This is a genomic window from Veillonella tobetsuensis (assembly GCF_002959935.1).
Taxonomy (GTDB): domain Bacteria; phylum Bacillota; class Negativicutes; order Veillonellales; family Veillonellaceae; genus Veillonella; species Veillonella tobetsuensis.
In genome coordinates, this window is sequence record NZ_PPDF01000008.1 from 445704 (window position 1) to 462531 (window position 16828).

15 protein-coding genes are annotated in these 16828 nt (G+C 40.6%); 1 reads left to right on the plus strand and 14 read right to left on the minus strand.

What is annotated here, in order from left to right; translation table 11 throughout:
• Positions 1-14: 14 nt before the first annotated feature.
• The 7 genes from VTHSUH11_RS05210 to VTHSUH11_RS05240 all read right to left on the minus strand — a co-directional run bounded on the left by VTHSUH11_RS05210 (position 15) and on the right by VTHSUH11_RS05240 (position 11634).
• Positions 15-2837: an FAD-binding and (Fe-S)-binding domain-containing protein gene (locus tag VTHSUH11_RS05210; RefSeq protein WP_105092878.1), complete on the minus strand. Its 2823-nt coding sequence runs from the start codon at positions 2835-2837 to the stop codon at positions 15-17.
• A gap of 388 nt (positions 2838-3225) precedes the next feature.
• Positions 3226-4026: a sulfite exporter TauE/SafE family protein gene (locus VTHSUH11_RS05215; protein ID WP_105092879.1), complete on the minus strand. Its 801-nt coding sequence runs from the start codon at positions 4024-4026 to the stop codon at positions 3226-3228.
• Between the two features lie 10 nt (positions 4027-4036).
• Positions 4037-5311, minus strand: coding sequence for a nickel-dependent lactate racemase (larA, locus tag VTHSUH11_RS05220; protein ID WP_105092880.1), 1275 nt, complete (start codon positions 5309-5311; stop codon positions 4037-4039).
• A gap of 372 nt (positions 5312-5683) precedes the next feature.
• Positions 5684-7228: a ClC family H(+)/Cl(-) exchange transporter gene (locus VTHSUH11_RS05225; protein WP_105092881.1), complete on the minus strand. Its 1545-nt coding sequence runs from the start codon at positions 7226-7228 to the stop codon at positions 5684-5686.
• Positions 7229-7285: 57 nt separating this feature from the next.
• Positions 7286-9028 (minus strand): RNA-binding domain-containing protein, encoded by a 1743-nt coding sequence (locus VTHSUH11_RS05230; RefSeq protein ID WP_105092882.1) that lies wholly within the window; start codon positions 9026-9028, stop codon positions 7286-7288.
• 156 nt (positions 9029-9184) lie between these two features.
• Complete coding sequence (gene fucO, locus VTHSUH11_RS05235) at positions 9185-10336, minus strand: lactaldehyde reductase (RefSeq protein ID WP_105092883.1); 1152 nt, start codon at positions 10334-10336, stop codon at positions 9185-9187.
• Between the two features lie 149 nt (positions 10337-10485).
• A complete protein-coding gene (locus VTHSUH11_RS05240) occupies positions 10486-11634 on the minus strand; it encodes a glycoside hydrolase family 3 N-terminal domain-containing protein (protein WP_105092884.1) in 1149 nt (382 codons plus the stop codon).
• A gap of 114 nt (positions 11635-11748) precedes the next feature.
• Between VTHSUH11_RS05240 and VTHSUH11_RS05245 the strand changes: the two genes are divergently transcribed.
• Complete coding sequence (locus VTHSUH11_RS05245; RefSeq protein ID WP_005378014.1) at positions 11749-11982, plus strand: (2Fe-2S)-binding protein; 234 nt, start codon at positions 11749-11751, stop codon at positions 11980-11982.
• Positions 11983-12189: 207 nt separating this feature from the next.
• Here the strand turns inward: VTHSUH11_RS05245 and VTHSUH11_RS05250 are convergent, their stop codons facing one another.
• From VTHSUH11_RS05250 to VTHSUH11_RS05280, 7 genes are all read right to left on the minus strand, one after another.
• The gene (locus VTHSUH11_RS05250) at positions 12190-12822 is read right to left on the minus strand and encodes a site-2 protease family protein (RefSeq protein ID WP_059364369.1); all 633 of its coding nucleotides are present in this window, start codon (positions 12820-12822) and stop codon (positions 12190-12192) included.
• A gap of 22 nt (positions 12823-12844) precedes the next feature.
• On the minus strand, positions 12845-13615 hold the full coding sequence (locus tag VTHSUH11_RS05255; protein WP_059364371.1) for a carboxymuconolactone decarboxylase family protein: 771 nt from the start codon (positions 13613-13615) through the stop codon (positions 12845-12847).
• Between the two features lie 143 nt (positions 13616-13758).
• The gene (locus tag VTHSUH11_RS05260; RefSeq protein WP_059364372.1) at positions 13759-14190 is read right to left on the minus strand and encodes a hypothetical protein; all 432 of its coding nucleotides are present in this window, start codon (positions 14188-14190) and stop codon (positions 13759-13761) included.
• 159 nt (positions 14191-14349) lie between these two features.
• Positions 14350-14871, minus strand: coding sequence for a MarR family winged helix-turn-helix transcriptional regulator (locus tag VTHSUH11_RS05265; RefSeq protein WP_059364375.1), 522 nt, complete (start codon positions 14869-14871; stop codon positions 14350-14352).
• Between the two features lie 244 nt (positions 14872-15115).
• Positions 15116-15376, minus strand: coding sequence for a hypothetical protein (locus VTHSUH11_RS05270; protein ID WP_071824921.1), 261 nt, complete (start codon positions 15374-15376; stop codon positions 15116-15118).
• A 333-nt stretch (positions 15377-15709) separates the two neighbouring features.
• Positions 15710-16300: a nitroreductase gene (locus VTHSUH11_RS05275; RefSeq protein ID WP_105092885.1), complete on the minus strand. Its 591-nt coding sequence runs from the start codon at positions 16298-16300 to the stop codon at positions 15710-15712.
• Positions 16301-16397: 97 nt separating this feature from the next.
• Positions 16398-16823 carry a hypothetical protein gene (locus tag VTHSUH11_RS05280; RefSeq protein ID WP_105092886.1) on the minus strand — a complete coding sequence of 142 codons (426 nt, stop codon included), beginning with the start codon at positions 16821-16823 and terminating at the stop codon, positions 16398-16400.
• Between the last annotated feature and the right edge of the window lie 5 nt (positions 16824-16828).

The following is a 16828-nucleotide window of genomic DNA, read 5'->3' on the forward strand; positions in this document are numbered from 1 at the left end:
ATAGCGTTTACAAATTATTTTTTTGCCTTAGAGCAACGGTCTAATAGGAATGCAACGCCTACGAATGGGATGCCACCGCTTTCACCAAGGCCAATTTCACATGTGGAACTGGAGCTTACGCCTAGTGTAGCACCGTATTCAGCAATTTCACCAGCAAGGTCTTTTGTAGCAGATTTGTTAAGTTCTGGTGTAAAGAAGCCTTTTTGACCAGCGAAACCATCACATGCGAAGGATTTGATGTTGAATACATGGTCTGTGCATAGACGAGCCAAGTCTTCAATGTATTGAGATTTGTTCAAAGATTTAATCTTACATTGTTTATGTACGATAACGCGTTCATCGCATTTTTCAATGTCGAGATGAGGTACTACATATTTGCACAAGAATTCAGAAATATCGTTGATTTCTAAGTCTGGCATATGTTTGAAAGCATGATTGAAGCATGCGCTATGGTCGATTACGATTGGGTATTTACCATTTTGAGATGCTTTCATCAATGCATCATGCAAGTCTTTGACAGCCCGTTCATGAACGTCGTCATAGTTTTCAAAGCTCAAGCCACAGCAGAGGTTTTCAATATGTTGAGGGTAAATAATATCGATATGAGCCTTGTTGCAGAGACTTTCTACAACTTGTTGCAAGCTACGGTCATCGTCATAACCTTGGTTAGGCTTGAATGCGCGGTTCGCACAAGTACTGAAATATACAATCTTTTCAAAGTTAGTAGGTTTGATGCGGTTTCTCAATTTATAACGATTAGCTTTAGGTGTTGTTTTAGGAACATATGGTGTAATACCCGTTACGCCATGCAAGCCTTCTGTAATTTTAGAGATTGCTTTTTGCGTAATGATAGAACCTGCAATGCCTTCGAGGCTCACACCGGCACGACACATTTCAATAGTTGTAGAGAAATTGTTGTAGATTTTTTTAGCCAATTCTGGTGCAGGAGGATCGATGCGACGCATGGACAATGCGATTTGTGCAGTATCAATGCTAAGAGGGCAAAGGCCTTTACACATGGAGCATGCTGCACAAGTTTCAATACCATAGTATTCATAGCCTTTTCTAAGCTCAGCGGCAAGCGCATAATTACCTTCATCTTCAAGGCGTTTTGTTTCGCGTAACAACGCAATGCGTTGACGTGGAGTCAATGTTAAATTACGGCTTGGGCAATGTTTTTCACAGAAACCACATTCCATACAGATTGTGAAAGCATCGTCGATAGCGCATTGTGCTTTAAGATTTTTCTTGTACACATCTGGATCATCAGTGATGATAACATCAGGGTTCAAGATGCGTTCAGGGTCAAAGATAGCTTTGATGCGACGGTTAATTTCGTACGCTTTTTTACCCCATTCCATTTCGATGAAAGGTGCTACCATGCGACCTGTACCATGTTCAGCTTTCAAAGAACCGCCGAAACCAGATACACGTTCGGACATTTCTTTTACTAAATCGCCGAAGTTCTTAGTATCTTTAGGGTCGCTGAAGTCAGGAGTGATGTTAAAGTGAACGTTACCGGACAAGGCATGACCGAAGATGACGCCACCGTCTACGAAATCGTATTTGTAGAATAATTCAGTAAGCATTTCGATGCCTTTAGTGAAGTCTTCAATTTGGAAGCAAACGTCTTCTGTAATAACAGTAGTGCCTTTTCTACGTTGACCACCAACAATTGGCAAGATACCTTTACGAATAGCCCACCAGGAATCGTATTCTTTAGGATCTTGAGAATAAAGACTTGGAATAGCTGTTGGAATGTCTTTCAATTGTTCTTTAATGAAAGCTAAGTTTTCATCTACAGTTTCTTTGGAATAGCTTTCAGTTTGGAACAAGATAGCACTCGTACCTTCAGGCACTTCACGAACAAAGTCAGGTACATTTTCAAGGCGTTGAACAGCGCGCAAGGATTGATAGTCCATCATTTCCGCAGCCACAACCTTTTCACGACCCATATTAGCCAATGCTACAACCGCAAGAGATGCATCGTTCAATGTGCTGAAGAACATAAGACCACAACCTTTATGAGGTACGTCTTCAACAGTGTTGTACACGATTTCAGATACGAAGCCCAATGTGCCTTCAGAGCCAATGAACAAGTGATTGATGATATCGATAATATCTTCAAAGTCTACAAGGGAGTTTAAACCGTAGCCTGTAGTGTTTTTAATTTTGTATTTGTGATGAATCAAATGAGTCAATTCTTCATCGGCTAAGATTTCTTTGCGCAATTGCAAGATATCTTCTACCATTTGAGGTTTCTCTTTGAGGAATTGGTCGATGCTCTTTTGATCGGATGTATCAAGAATAGAGCCATCTAATAAAACAACGCGAATGGAGCGAATTGTTTTATAAGAGTTTTGCGCCGTACCACAGCACATACCGGAGGAGTTATTATTTAAAATACCGCCTACTAATGCTGTTGCAAGCGTTGCAGGATCTGGACCAATTTTACGATTGTACGGTTTCAATAAATCGTTCGCGTCGGAACCAATAACACCGCACTCACATTTTAAGGCTTTGCCATCGTCGATAACTTCCATTTTCTTGAAGCCATCATTACATACGATGAGCACGTCTTCACTGGAGCACTGACCAGACAAAGAAGAACCAGCCGCACGGAATGTAAATGGTGTGCCGCATTGTTGACATAAACGAATAAGGCGTCTTACCTCTTGTTCATCCTCTGCCTTTACAACCACCTTTGGTAAATAACTATAACAGGATGCATCTACACCATATGCATAACGACGTAAATAATCCGTATACACACGATCTTTGCAAATCATTTTTGCCTCTTTAGCAAAGCGTTCGTAATCTCTAATAAGCGTACTCACTTGAATTTCCTCCAATCCTATCTTAAGGGTAAAATCTTGTACATTTAGTATACGCTCTTCTCATTTCAATCGCTACAATTATGCATAAGTTATATATGAAATATAAATTCTATAGTTCCATCATATAAATCTATATCTAGTTGAAATCCACTTTCAGTTTCTTGGCTCTTCATTTGTACTTTAACTAAAAAGTATCAATAAAAATATATCTATATCATTCTTTTCAGCTACATATACCTCTCTCAAAAATCTAGAGATTCCTAAGAGAATACGCCTATTTTTATAAGATAGTAACAAGGAAGCGTATTTTTATATTTATACATTTTCAAATGGTATTCTGCATAAATTATATTAAAAATTATCAATATAATTTATATATGCATTTTAGTTATAGCAAAATAATTCCAGAAACAATAATGAGCCGCACAGCCAAGCCAAAGATACCAATACTCATAAGAGCCAAGATGGCCTTTGCCTTGAGGCGTTTTGAAATTTGAGCGCCTGCTTGAGCACCAAACACGGCACCAATACTAGCAGGAATGGCGATGCTAAACACAATATGGTTCTCTAAGAGATGAGTAATAACGCCTACTGCGGTGGATACCGCCAAGATGGCATGGCTCGTAGCCGTCGCCAAGTGAGTAGGAAATCCCATGATGTAGATGAGGGCCGGCACATGGATTAAACCACCACCAATACCTAAGATACTGGAAATGAACCCAACGATGATACTAATACCGATACCTACAGGCTTATTATAGCTTACTTGGTCCATTGAAAGGGATTCTTCCTTGCGTTCCCCCTTCTTACCAAAGTTCTTAAAGCCAATCAAGAAGGATGCAAACAACAGGAAACAACCAAAGGCAAATTTGAATCCCGGTCCAGAAAACCCATCGGACATTTGAGCCCCTAAGATGGCCCCCGGAAAGGTTGCCACACTAAAAATGAGAGCCGCACTAATGTATACCTTTTTCTGTCTAAGATAGGCAATCGATCCCGAAATGGCATTACACATAACAGAAAATAGAGAAGTACCTACAATCATAGATGGGCTCCACTCAGGGAACCAGTACATGAATAGCGGCACAAATATAATGCCACCGCCGGCACCAATAATAGTGCCAAGCATAGCCGTAAAAAATCCGACTACGATAAAAAATAGATAGAATAAAACTATATTATCAGTCATAAGAATACTCCTACTCTACAATCACTGTAGACCCATTAGGAATGATGGTAATCGATGCATCTTCTCCCATAATACCTCGTGCAATGCCCAATGCTTCCTCTAATGTGGATGCAGGAGTCATATGCATATCGCGGATGACTTGATGGTCACAATCTTCGGTAACAACGATAACCTTAAAATGATTCAAGATACGAGCTAAGATTTGAATTTTCCATTGGTATGGCTTAGTTTCATTACGCGGTACACCGTGGATATCGTTCAAGATTTGTTGAGGGCTTTCCATGTTTTTAATAGCTTCATACAAAGCCTCACCACCATGACCTTCCTTGCAGGATGCAGCAATAATAATCACACCACCATCTTTACAAGATGCTTCACCAGCAGTCATACCCTTAACAGATTGATATAGGTTTTGATCCGATGGGTATCCACCATTGCTAGTAATAACGATATCTGCAGGCATAGCTTTCACAGAGGACAAAAAGCGAATAAATTCATAGCCCGCCTTATGTGCATCTACACAATCGCCTGCTACAGCCTTGATAATTTCCTTTTTGCTGTCGATGACAACATTCAAAATAAATTGTAAATTCGCTGTTCGTGCAGCATACAACATATCCTTATGAATTGGATTTTCGTCGATTTTACCGGTCCGAGAATGCTCGCTTTCAATAAACTCAGCACAATGATTTGCAAGCACTGTAACCTTGGATGCAACGCCCGGCAACACGGATTTGCGACCGCCAGAGAATCCTGCGAAGAAATGAGGGTTAATTAGACCTTCGGAAATGAGTAATTCTGTTTCCACTGCTAAACGATTGATGACGCACTTGCCGCCAGATGGCAATGTACCAATTTCCACCATATTCTCTGCATCTTCAGAATCATGGTTAATGATGTTTTCAGTCTTAACGAGATCTTCGCCAAAACGATTTACCATCTCTTCGTGAGACATCGGTCTGTGGAAGCCTGTGGCAATTAAAATCGTAATATCAATCGTAGGGTTTACTGCACGAATGCGACGAAGCAAAATCGGCAACGTCACCTTACTAGGCATAGGACGCGTATGATCACTCGTAATGATAACCATATTGCGTTTTCCCTTAACCAATTCTTCAAGAGACGGACTGTTAATCGGATGATCAAGCGCATCCTCTACAAGCTCAGCGGGACTCTTCTCAGCTACATACGCCGCCGCATTAGACACAAGAACCCCCTGCACAAACCGCTCATCAATAGACACATCTACACTTTTATAATCATATGGAAAAGAATACGTCTTCATATCGACACCTCCTGTTATATTTATAATAAGTATACCAAAAAAACTCAGAAGCAGCTAAATCGTATTCCCAGTCTATGTTAGATTTAAGACGAAAACGCGAGGTCCCTCTGAAGAAATCGACTTTGGACAATAAAGTGTAAGGGGGTGCTAAAAGCTCCACCGGCCAGGTCTGACTACGCCCTTCGGGTCCCTTCCTCTACTCCCTGTAATAATGCAGCAAAATCCTATTTCCAATCTATGTTAGATTTAAGACGAAAACGCGAGGTCCCTCTGAAGAAATCGACTTTGGCCCTGCGAAGGCCGCAGGCCGAAGTCAGACCCGGCCGGTGGAGATTTCTTTAGAGGGACCTCGCGTCCCAAACGTATTTAAAACTAATTAGATTGGAAATACGATTTTGCTGCTTTTAAACGTCCTCGTTCACACGATACTTGCAGTTCATCTCCCGATTCTAGTTTCACATCGCCAAGAGGCACGATGTATGTACCATTCCGGCGAATGCTAACGATGAGTGTTCCATCAGGCAAATTAAGGTCTTGTAATGGTGTATTAATATAAGAGGCCACCACAGGAACCTTAGTTTGGAAGAAAGTTTGCACATTTTCTAAGTTGCTTTGACCGCTCATAGCTTGTAATAAGGAATCGTAAATAGGTGGTTCTTTCAGCATTTCTGCCACCAAGTACGCCACGATAGTAACGATACCAATAGCATAGATATTGGAAAAGCTATCCGTCATTTCAAGAACGAGTAAAATCGCCAAAATTGGGGTACGCATAGCGGCCGCTAGTATGCCACCCATGGCACAAAGAACAAATTGAGGTACAAAATCTGGAGCTATTAATCCCATGGATGAAAGTACGCTTTCACAAAAAGCACCGGCTGATGCACCGATAACAAGCATCGGTAGAAAGATGCCGCCCTGTGCGCCGCTGCCATAACAAAAGGTAGTGAGCAAGATTTTACCCAGCACAATGCCACCGAGAAGCAATACACCATGAGATTGAAAGGCTAGCTGGCCTACTAGATCATTGCCACCGCCCAATAAAAGCTGGGAATCAAAGCCGATAACGGCCACAGTCACAAAAGTAATCACAAGTTTTAAGAAACGAGAGCATTTCATCCACTCGAAGAAACGCTTAAAGGCAAATATCATGCGGCAAAACAATACACCGCAGAGCCCCATTAAAATACCTACACCGAGCAGAACCGGAAAATAATCAAGCGGCATCCCTGAAGTTACGGAAAATCCGAGGGCCGGCGTAAGGCCAAAGATAGTTACCGTAATGTAGTTCGATATGAGCGTAGCCACAAAGGTAGGAATGACGAGGTATGGATAAAAACTCTTATGCACCTCTTCAAAGACGAACATGGCGCCGGATACAGGTGCGCTAAAGGCAGCGGTCAGACCAGCTCCAGCTCCAGCGGAGGTAAGAATCCGCTGTTCACGCAATCCAGAGTTCATCCAATAGGATACGATTTTACCAGCAGAGCCCCCTATTTGTACGGCTGGCCCTTCACGCCCCACAGAAAATCCTGCAAAGCCTGTCAATACGCCACCTATCATCTTTGAAATAAGCGTGTGATATGGCTTCATATCAAATAAACCGAGCATTTCCCCTTCAATTTGGGGAATACCTGAACCGCCAGATAATGGTGCCCACGTCAACAATCGATCGATAATAAAAGCAAACACTACCATGGCAATGAGCCAAGCTATGGCCCATTCGATAGAAATATCGCCCATCAAATGCCACCTAACATGCTCAGACTCGAGAATTAAGTACCGATAAGCAGCTCCGAAAAAGCCTGCAATAATACCTACTAATGCCCCTTTGACGATGAGTTCAGATAGCAAAATACGATTCATCGACATATCTGCCAAGGTAGAGCTGTGTTTATTTAGTTTCCATAATTTCATGCATTCTCCTCCTCGTGGAAAATATATCGAACATCAGTGTAATCTATGTAGGATTCTCTAAATGGACGGAAATAACGATTTCTCTGTCATCCGTTCTAGGCGAATTTTCTCCGCTACATACGTATCAGTATATTTATAACTAGTATACTTGCCGTTTCCTACTTTTTCAAGAATCCCCTTATTGAATAGCTTCATAATCAGCCGATACGCCTGCGGTTTAGAAATACCTAGTGCATTGGCTACGTCCGTACGCGTCACTTGATCAACAGCATTGAGCAACGAATGGAATGCTTTAATATATGGATTTCCATAAGTCGGCGTAACATCATATACTTGTGAGGTTCCATGTAATCGATATACATAATCAGCAGTATTCAAATAATACAACTGCTTACCATCCATATCGACCGATTGGATAATATTCATCTTTAATAATTGTTTAACATTCATTTCACAAATAGCAGGAGATAACTGACAATCACGGATAATATCGTCTATATTAGATTGTTTGAGTTTACGTATACTATACAAAACCATTAACCCTCTTAAGCTAAGCTCCATATTGGACTTGACCTGATTTTGTACGATTAAGGTAACAAAATTATCATCTACGGGTGCCTTATCAAAAACAACGCGCACATAAGTACTAGTAGACTCGTCATATCGAGGTATCGGACGCCCTGCAAATAGCCATGGTTCAATAATTTTATCCACACCGCGCCCCGTCTTTTCAGCCAATCCGATTCGTTTGAAAGCATCGGCTAATACGGTATTACGACTACGAGGTTCTGCAAACAATACGGAATTGGGTGTAATCCCTTGCATAAAATCGCCAGGACTCGTGATTGATATTTGCTCATCGTTAATTTCAACACGAATGCGCCCCATTTCTGTGTAATCCCTATGAGAATAAGCATTTACTAATGCCTCTCTAAAAGAAATAGGGTCTATATCCATCAATCGAACAGCAACCGGACCAGGAAATAGCTCCGTCATCATATTGACTAAATCTAACGATTCAATACAGCGCTCAATGGCCTGCAGTGCAGGGATATGCTCTGATACATTCCTAATTAATTTAGTGCCTTTCATCATGGTGAAAGCAGACTCTGCAGTCGGTATTAAATCCCTGATTCGCTCGCCTTTACCTAGTAGTATCAATCCAGCCATTGTTGGATGAAAGGTATCATCTACGGTTTGTACTAATTGTAAGGCTTGCGCTAATTTCAAATTATCCAGCTCAAGTAAAGACTGATCTCCTCTATACTTAGAAATCATGGAACGCATTCTTTCAAACTCGAGCAAGGACAAATCATCACATGTCGCATCTAAAATAGGATAGGCGGACACATCTAGACCATAGGCATTTACCATATAACGCCGAATATCACGGAGAAACATCGGGTAATTTTCTGGCGTGCCATCCCCTTTTAACCGACGTTGTAATGCCCGTCCACTCGATGTATAAATCAACTCATAACTCTTTGGAACCGTAATACTAATAATAGGTTTTGCAAAACTATACATAATATCTGTACTAACAGAAACATTAGGTACCGTACGATTAAAAATCATAGCACTTAAGCCCGCTGTAGATTGATGATTTTTATGTACACCCGTAATCGACCCATCATCTTCTACACCAATATATAATGTACCGCCCTCCGTATTTGCCAATGCTACAACAGCCTCGACTATTGTTTCTTCTGAAAGTTTCTTAACATCACTTTTAAATTCTGTTCGCAAATCTTCAAGCAACCCTATATTTTCTGTATCCTTTGTATGCCCAATATGCTTCATTTTCACACCTCCTGCCCTCTTTACTCACAGTATATCCTTATAACTATATTATGTAAATATCTTGCTCACGAATTAGTGAGTAAAAAAGAACAGCATCTATATGAGTAATGATTCACCATATAGATGCTGTACAAGATTGTTATTGATTACACTTAATTAGAATATAGATTCATAAATACCAATGATCTCGTCAATGGTCACATCTCGTGGATTACCTGGCGTACATGCGTCGTTGAAAGCAGATTCAGCGAGGAATGGAATGTCTTCCCGTTTCACGCCTGCTTCGCTGAGGGATTTAGGAATACCTACATCGTCGGCTAATTTTTGAATTACATCGATAGCTGCCTGGCGATAGGTTTCTTGATCCATCGCATCCACATCAGCAACGCCCATAACGCGAGCGATTTCACGATATTTTTCGCCTGTTTCAGGCGCATTGAATTTAAGAACTGCAGTGAGGAGCATTGCACAAGCTTTGCCATGAGGGATGTCATATACAGCACTCAATGGATGTGCCATGGAGTGAACAATACCGAGACCTACGTTAGAGAAGCCCATGCCGGCGATGTATTGGCCAACTGACATGGCTTCACGGCCTGCATAGTCACCTGCTACAGCGCTACGTAAAGAGCGACCGATGATTTCAATAGCTTTCAAATGAAGCATATCAGTGAGTTCCCACGCACCTTTTGTGATATAGCCTTCTACGGCATGCACGAGAGCATCCATACCTGTTGCTGCGCAAAGACCTGTCGGCATAGACGCGGACATATCAGGATCTACGATAGCTACAATTGGAATATCATGAGGATCTACGCAAACGAATTTACGGTTTTTTTCAACGTCTGTAATAACGTAGTTAATAGTAACCTCTGCAGCTGTACCAGACGTAGTTGTTACAGCGATAATTGGCAAGCAAGGGTTCTTAGTAGGCGCTAAACCTTCAAGGCTACGTACATCGGCGAACTCAGGGTTCGTAATAATCGTTGCAATCGCCTTACTTGTATCGATTGGGCTACCGCCACCAACAGCAACGATAACATCGGCGCCAGCTGCTTTACAAGCATCAACGCCAGCCGTTACATTTTCGATGGTAGGATTTGGTTTAATACCGTCATAAATAGCATATTCAATACCTGCTTCATCGAGTAAGTCCGTAACCTTTGTAGCTACCTTAAACTCAAATAAATCAGGTGTAGATGTAACGAGAGCTTTTTTAAAGTGGCGATTCTTAATTTCGTTCACAATTTCTTGAATCGCACCTTGCCCAAAATAAGACGTACCGTTCAACATAATTCTTCTAACCATATACATCACTCCTAACGCGTACTAACGCAAAAAATATACCGATAGAGAATAACTATACTTATTAATTCTCTATCGGTATCAAAAAATCCTGTATGGAGTTGATACTATATTGTTATGAATACACTATATACTATGGTTTACACTAGTATTTATATACCATGACTCAATTTCATAAGCAATATCCGTTTCACCGATGCATCAAGGCGTTCCTTGGAGATGGTTCCGTCTTTGACGGCTTTCATAAGCCCATTATAAGCAGCCTGCATATGTTCATACTCATGGCACACGAGCAGGATATCGCTGCCCGCTTGGATGGATTGCACCGCCATATCACCAAAGGTATAGTGTTTAGCGAGGGCCCCCATGTCCATATCGTCGGTAACAACAACGCCCTTATAGCCCATATCCTTACGAAGCCAGTCGGTGATGATTTTCTTAGAGAGACTAGACGGATAATCTGGATCAATTTGCGGATACATCGCATGAGATACCATAATCATATATGTGTTCGGTTTAGATTGCTGAATGAGATCTACAAATACCTTTGTATCCTCAGCGAGCAAGGTATCTTTAGATGCAGGTACAATGCTCGTGTCCGCATGCAAATCCACATCGGTTTTACCAATGCCTGGAAAATGCTTGTACGAATACCATAAACCAGATGCATCGTACGCATTGCCTACAGCATGAGCGAATTGTACAACTCGGTCAGGATCTGTGCTATAGGAGCGACCATAGGTTAATCCCAAGTCCGCATCAGGCGCAAAATTGATGTTAAAACCAAGGTCTTTTAACTCAGTTCCCACTCGATTTGCCAAATTAGCCGCATCACTGGCAGTACCTTGTCCTAACTCTTCTGCTGGCGGCACCTTTATCAACTGATCATCCATGCGTGCCACAGCACCGCCCTCTTGATCGATACTGATAAATAATGGCGTAAGACCAGCATTTTTACTTACCTTATTAATATCGATGATGAGCGTTTTCACCTGCTCCTTACTTTCCATATTGCGGTCGAACAAAATAATACCGCCCACCCGATATTCGTTGAGCATAAACTTTGCATCATCATTTAGTGTCTTTCCATGAATACCAATCATTAACAATTGGCCTACCTTGTCCGCATCGGACATATTCGCCACTAATGTATCTACCTTTTCTTCTGGTGAAAGCTCGCTCTGTGCCACCGATTCATAGGTGACAGCCTCCACCTTGTGAGCAAACGGATTCGGTAAAGCACAGCCTGCCGCCAGCGCTAGTGCACCAACCATAGTCGCTGCTAATATACGTCGTAACATCAGAACCTCCGAAATAACTTAACAAATAAACCTCATATATGCTATACTAAACTATATCGTAAAGTTTCGATGTAATTTAGTGTATAATAACTCACGTGAGTCAAAGAGGAATATATGGAATTTGAAAATAACCAAGTGCCAGAAGCGATTCTGGATAAATTAACAAAGGTGTGTACATGCCGCAGCATTACACGAAAAACAATTAAAGAGGCCATTTTTAATGGTGCTCATACATTTCCTGCTGTAAAAGAGGCCACTAGAGCCGGTACCGGTGCCTGTGGCGGCAAAGGCTGTGGCCCACGCATTGTAAAATTACTAGCAGAACTAAAAGAACAAGGTCGCATTTAGCATATATTTTATTATACCAACGAAAAGGGTCCTTCGGGACCCTTTTTGCTTAAAACACAAAAAAGCTATTAGTTGATCAAATACAATCAACTAATAGCCTTTTTAGTGTAATGGACTATTTTGTTATAGCCCTTTAATAAAAGGGGCTATATTTTAATGGGGTTATAGTTTGTTACCGTCCCAGTTACATATAAATGTTTACCAATACTAGAGCACTAAATTAACGATGCTTTCAAAACCCCCTAAAATAGATTTTTGCAATGGCACGAAAATACGAGTTGCAATAGGGGAATTCAAAATAGCGATTAAAATGAGCAAGGAAACGATACTAAATCGAGCTATATGAACTTGCCATTTTAGGGGCAAAAAGTTCATCAAAATATGACTGCCATCAAGCGGTGGGATGGGCATCATATTAAGGATGGCGAAGTTGATGTTATACACAACGATGAGTAACAATACGAGGTACAGAGACTCATTCTCTAATAACCCCACTACATCTAAGCTTCGCATGATAACATACGCAATAAAGGCCATCAAAATATTAGCCATAGGGCCTGCTATGGACACAATCATGTCATCGGTCCGTGGGTCCTTAAAATTAGTAGGATTTACAATAACTGGTTTTGCCCATCCAAAGCCACCGATAATAAGGGCTAAGGAACCAACTAGATCGAGATGTACAAAAGGATTCATCGTAAGGCGTCCCATCATACGAGGCGTAGGATCACCCAATAAATCTGCTGCCTTTGCATGAGCATATTCATGCCCCGCCGCAGCGATGATTAGCGCCGGAATTGAGGCGATAATCATAATTAAACTTAAACCAGAAAGAATCATAACACTCCTTATAATTTAAAAATCATTGACTAGCCGCCCACTCTGCAAAGCCAGCATTAATACAAGTTAATGCATTCAACACGCGTGGATACCCAATATATGGCACGCACTGAGATGCAATGCTAATCAAATATTGCTTGTCATTTCCGACGTTCAAATTACCAATAACATGAACCTTTAGCTGTGCTTCACAGCCACCTTGGGCCATGAGGAAACAGAAGGTAATCATTTCTCGTTGACGCGTAGTCAAGCCTTTACGCGTATAGTAATCGCCAAACATATTAGACAGCCACTTGTTGATGTGGCGCGTTTCTTGTGGGCCTGATTGGTAAAAGTCTCTCATGCCTTCGCCCCAGATTTCAACCTGTTTTTCAATGCCCTTCTCAAGGCGTGTCTCACTCGTTACGGTGCTACGATGCGGATTTTGAATATCTTCATCTCGATAGTCAAAAATCTTATTAGTAATCTTAAAGAACGGACGTACGTGACCAATACCAAGATATGGTACCGCTTGGTAGATGAGCTCTACAATTTCATCAGGAATAACCCCGAAGTTCAAGGCAGCGGGCATCATCAACGAGTATTCTTCCGTTGCACCTGCACCGACTAATATAGCTAAAATCGCTAAAAATCGACTGTGTGCCGCTACATTACAACCATCTTCGGTAATAACCTCATGAAAGGCAAAGTTTTCAAATAAATCTTCAAATTCAGGATCTATATATCCTGCGGGGGATGCGATTTCAGGAAACATGCGCTCCATATAGGCTTGCGCAAATTCAGATTTTGCCATCCTTACCTCCTAACACAATACATATAGCTTTCACAGAACGAAAGCACTGTCATACTAATCGCCTCATAAAAACTAATACATGTATATACAATAATGGTGAAAGCTCCCATACGTGAACTTTCACCATTATAAGTATTTAATTATTATGGATGAACATTTACAGTTGCAGGCACTGCATTCATATTAGTGAATTCAAATTCTGTGCCATATACTTCTTTCCAAGCAGCCTTGAACATGTTGAATTCGTTCGTGCCAGGATTGATTTGGTACAATTGACCATCTGGAGCAAAACGATAGACTACATTCAAGCTAGGATGCACGATATATTTGAACAATGTAGCTTCGCCGTATTGGTTGTTGTGCATATTCACCACATTAATACCGAATACATAGTTACGGCTGCCATCGATCAATTTAAATTCAGATGCTTTGTCAAAGAAGTACGTTTCTGTACCATTAGCACTGTTTGGTACCTCTGGATAATTATCTAAGCCATTCCAGTTAGCAGCGCTTGCTACGGAACCAACTAATAATGTTGCTGCTAGAGCAAATGTTGTAACAAATTTCTTATTCATAATGTTCTCCTTCACCCTAAAGGGTAACACTGGGGCTACTCTCAATGACCCCATAATACAAAAGTTACTTAAATTATACCACATATAAAACATACACAATACTAAACGCAAACATACTAGGTGTTACAATGGCTTTACCTTACTGTGTTATATATTTTTTTATCGTTTAATATCCTCAGGATTAACTACACCATGAGCAGCATCGATAGCATCTAACAATTTGTTAAGTAAAGCTCTCAATTCAGCCGCTTCATGAACAGAAAACACTTCTTTAGATTTAGCGACTAATAACTTAGGTACTTCAATTGCTTCTGCACGAATGTTATGACCTTCTTCTGTAAGAATAACCATCACAACGCGTTCATCATTACGACTACGTTTGCGTTTCAAGAACCCTTTCAGTTCCAATTTTTTAAGCAGTGGTGTTAATGTACCAGAATCTAAACGCAATACTTGCCCCAATTCTTTTACGGATAAGTCACCGTATTGCCACAATGCCATCATGACGATGTATTGAGTATATGTTAAATTTAATGGTTCCAAATATGGACGATATGCATTTACCAATTCCTTTGCTACCACATACAAAGGAAATCCCAATTGATTTTCTAGCAATAAATAATCGTCTTCCGGCACCTCCGAAGCCCGATTATAACCTGCTAATGTACCTATTTTAGCCATTTATTAGCCCTCCATTACACACTATGTATTTCTAAATTAATTGTACACAATTTTCCAGCAAACGGTCAATACATCTCTGTAAATTCTTTAGTATTTTAAAGAATAAAATGGTATATTGCTTAAAATAACATCTATGCCGTGGGTAAACGCTATGTCTCTTTATAAATTTATATAAGAAAAAAAGCCGCGATTGCGGCCTTCTGTTACATACAACTAGTTTGAAATTGTAGTTCTATAAGAGGGATTATTTTATTTTTTGACAGCCTTGATGAACTAACATGGTCCATGACAACGCAGTTTGAGATACACTATGCCATTGTACTGGCATTACTGGCATGCTTAACACAGATATATTATCTAATGTACGGAAGGATTCTTCCACATCACAAGCTTTAGTGCCATCAGAATCATCCACCAAGAATGCATGATCCATTTTATCTATAATTAATGTTAGTGGTTCGGTATGTTCCAGGAACCAGTCTTTTATTGTATTGTGCGTTGCCATATATACCTCCGGCAACAATATATCAATCGTACTATATATTGTTATTCAACTGAATATAACTATTAACATCATTTTGCATATACCTATACTGGTATATGCTTATCTATACTATATACTTATATGGGTATGTTGGCAAGCACAATTTTCACTTTTATTTACATACATACATACTATATAGTCATCAGCAGAGCTCAAAAAAATCCTCAAGGATGATGTATGACCACACAATTAGTGTAGTCATACATCATCCTGAGGACCTTTTACTTTATTCTTCTATTTTATTGTTTAGCGGAATGGATTATTTCTCAATCTATAACTGTTACAGAGCATTTATTAACCTATATATGTTACAGGATTTCCTTTGATGTCCAGTTCTCTACGATTCAATCCATTTGGCAAATCAGGGTACCCCACAGAAAGGCTAGCATAAACCTTTTCATCATCGCCCATACCGAGTTCGCGCAAGCGCGCCACGAGGCGTTCATTGTCTTGTAAATGACGCAATTGGTTAACCCAGCAACAGCCCAAATCTAGTTCATTACATGCAAGCATCATATTTTGCATAGCACACGCCGCATCAGAGAAATTATTGGCTAGCACAGGTTTATGAGCCAATACGACAAGCGCCGGCGCATTGTAGTGGAATACAAATTTGCCCTCTTTAGACATGTTAATGATGTTCACCATGTATGGCGGCGTTTGTTCCGTTACTTCCGTCTTACCATACTCTTCTTGAACAAGGGTTACTAGTTCTTTCAACACATCCGGATTGGTAATTACCATAAAATGGATGGGCTGCAAATTGCCCCCCGTTGGAGCGCGACGGCCCGCATCAATAACAGTATCTAGTAATTCCTTTGCCACAGGTTCAGATTTAAATTTGCGCGTACTATGGCGTGTTTTAATGCATTCTAAGGTATTCATGACTCCTCCTTGTGAAAGTACTCACTAACACTATGTAATCGAGGTACATTAGTACAGCCTATACTTAATGACCTATATCTATACTTATGAACTATGTCTATACCTGCATGGTCGCCCAAATTAGCACATCATAAATGAGTGATACAACGACGGCCATCGCTAGTTGTCCACCGATATAAACAGGTACAAGGTATATAAAAAAGGCCCATAAAGCGCCAATGATTTTCATCCATACCGTACCAAGTTGTTTTCCTTCAATCCAAGCTACGAAACGATCTAAAGGATTAAACATCCTCATTATCCATTTGGGAACTTCCTTGTGGGGATTACATGCTGGTAGGTATAACAATAAAAGTGGTAATACAACAGCATCAATAGCGAGCAATATGGTCAAGGTCAATGAAAACCAATCCACTTCACCTTCCCAAGTTAATGGATGCAAATAAAAATGAAGGCCCCACAAATAGGCTTTGTATACGATATACGGTTCTAATAGCCATAATAGGGGCTTTGTAATATGCATAATAA

What these genes read in the sequence shown, in the direction of transcription:
- VTHSUH11_RS05240 (WP_105092884.1), bottom strand. Translation starts at nt 11,634, where the DNA reads ATGTTACGACGTATATTAGCAGCGACTATGGTTGGTGCACTAGCGCTG.
- VTHSUH11_RS05230 (WP_105092882.1), bottom strand. Translation starts at nt 9,028, where the DNA reads ATGAAGCATATTGGGCATACAAAGGATACAGAAAATATAGGGTTGCTT.
- VTHSUH11_RS05245 (WP_005378014.1), top strand. Translation starts at nt 11,749, where the DNA reads ATGGAATTTGAAAATAACCAAGTGCCAGAAGCGATTCTGGATAAATTA.
- VTHSUH11_RS05225 (WP_105092881.1), bottom strand. Translation starts at nt 7,228, where the DNA reads ATGAAATTATGGAAACTAAATAAACACAGCTCTACCTTGGCAGATATG.
- VTHSUH11_RS05215 (WP_105092879.1), bottom strand. Translation starts at nt 4,026, where the DNA reads ATGACTGATAATATAGTTTTATTCTATCTATTTTTTATCGTAGTCGGA.
- VTHSUH11_RS05265 (WP_059364375.1), bottom strand. Translation starts at nt 14,871, where the DNA reads ATGGCTAAAATAGGTACATTAGCAGGTTATAATCGGGCTTCGGAGGTG.
- VTHSUH11_RS05260 (WP_059364372.1), bottom strand. Translation starts at nt 14,190, where the DNA reads ATGAATAAGAAATTTGTTACAACATTTGCTCTAGCAGCAACATTATTA.
- VTHSUH11_RS05270 (WP_071824921.1), bottom strand. Translation starts at nt 15,376, where the DNA reads ATGGCAACGCACAATACAATAAAAGACTGGTTCCTGGAACATACCGAA.
- VTHSUH11_RS05255 (WP_059364371.1), bottom strand. Translation starts at nt 13,615, where the DNA reads ATGGCAAAATCTGAATTTGCGCAAGCCTATATGGAGCGCATGTTTCCT.
- VTHSUH11_RS05280 (WP_105092886.1), bottom strand. Translation starts at nt 16,823, where the DNA reads ATGCATATTACAAAGCCCCTATTATGGCTATTAGAACCGTATATCGTA.
- larA (WP_105092880.1), bottom strand. Translation starts at nt 5,311, where the DNA reads ATGAAGACGTATTCTTTTCCATATGATTATAAAAGTGTAGATGTGTCT.
- fucO (WP_105092883.1), bottom strand. Translation starts at nt 10,336, where the DNA reads ATGGTTAGAAGAATTATGTTGAACGGTACGTCTTATTTTGGGCAAGGT.
- VTHSUH11_RS05250 (WP_059364369.1), bottom strand. Translation starts at nt 12,822, where the DNA reads ATGATTCTTTCTGGTTTAAGTTTAATTATGATTATCGCCTCAATTCCG.
- VTHSUH11_RS05275 (WP_105092885.1), bottom strand. Translation starts at nt 16,300, where the DNA reads ATGAATACCTTAGAATGCATTAAAACACGCCATAGTACGCGCAAATTT.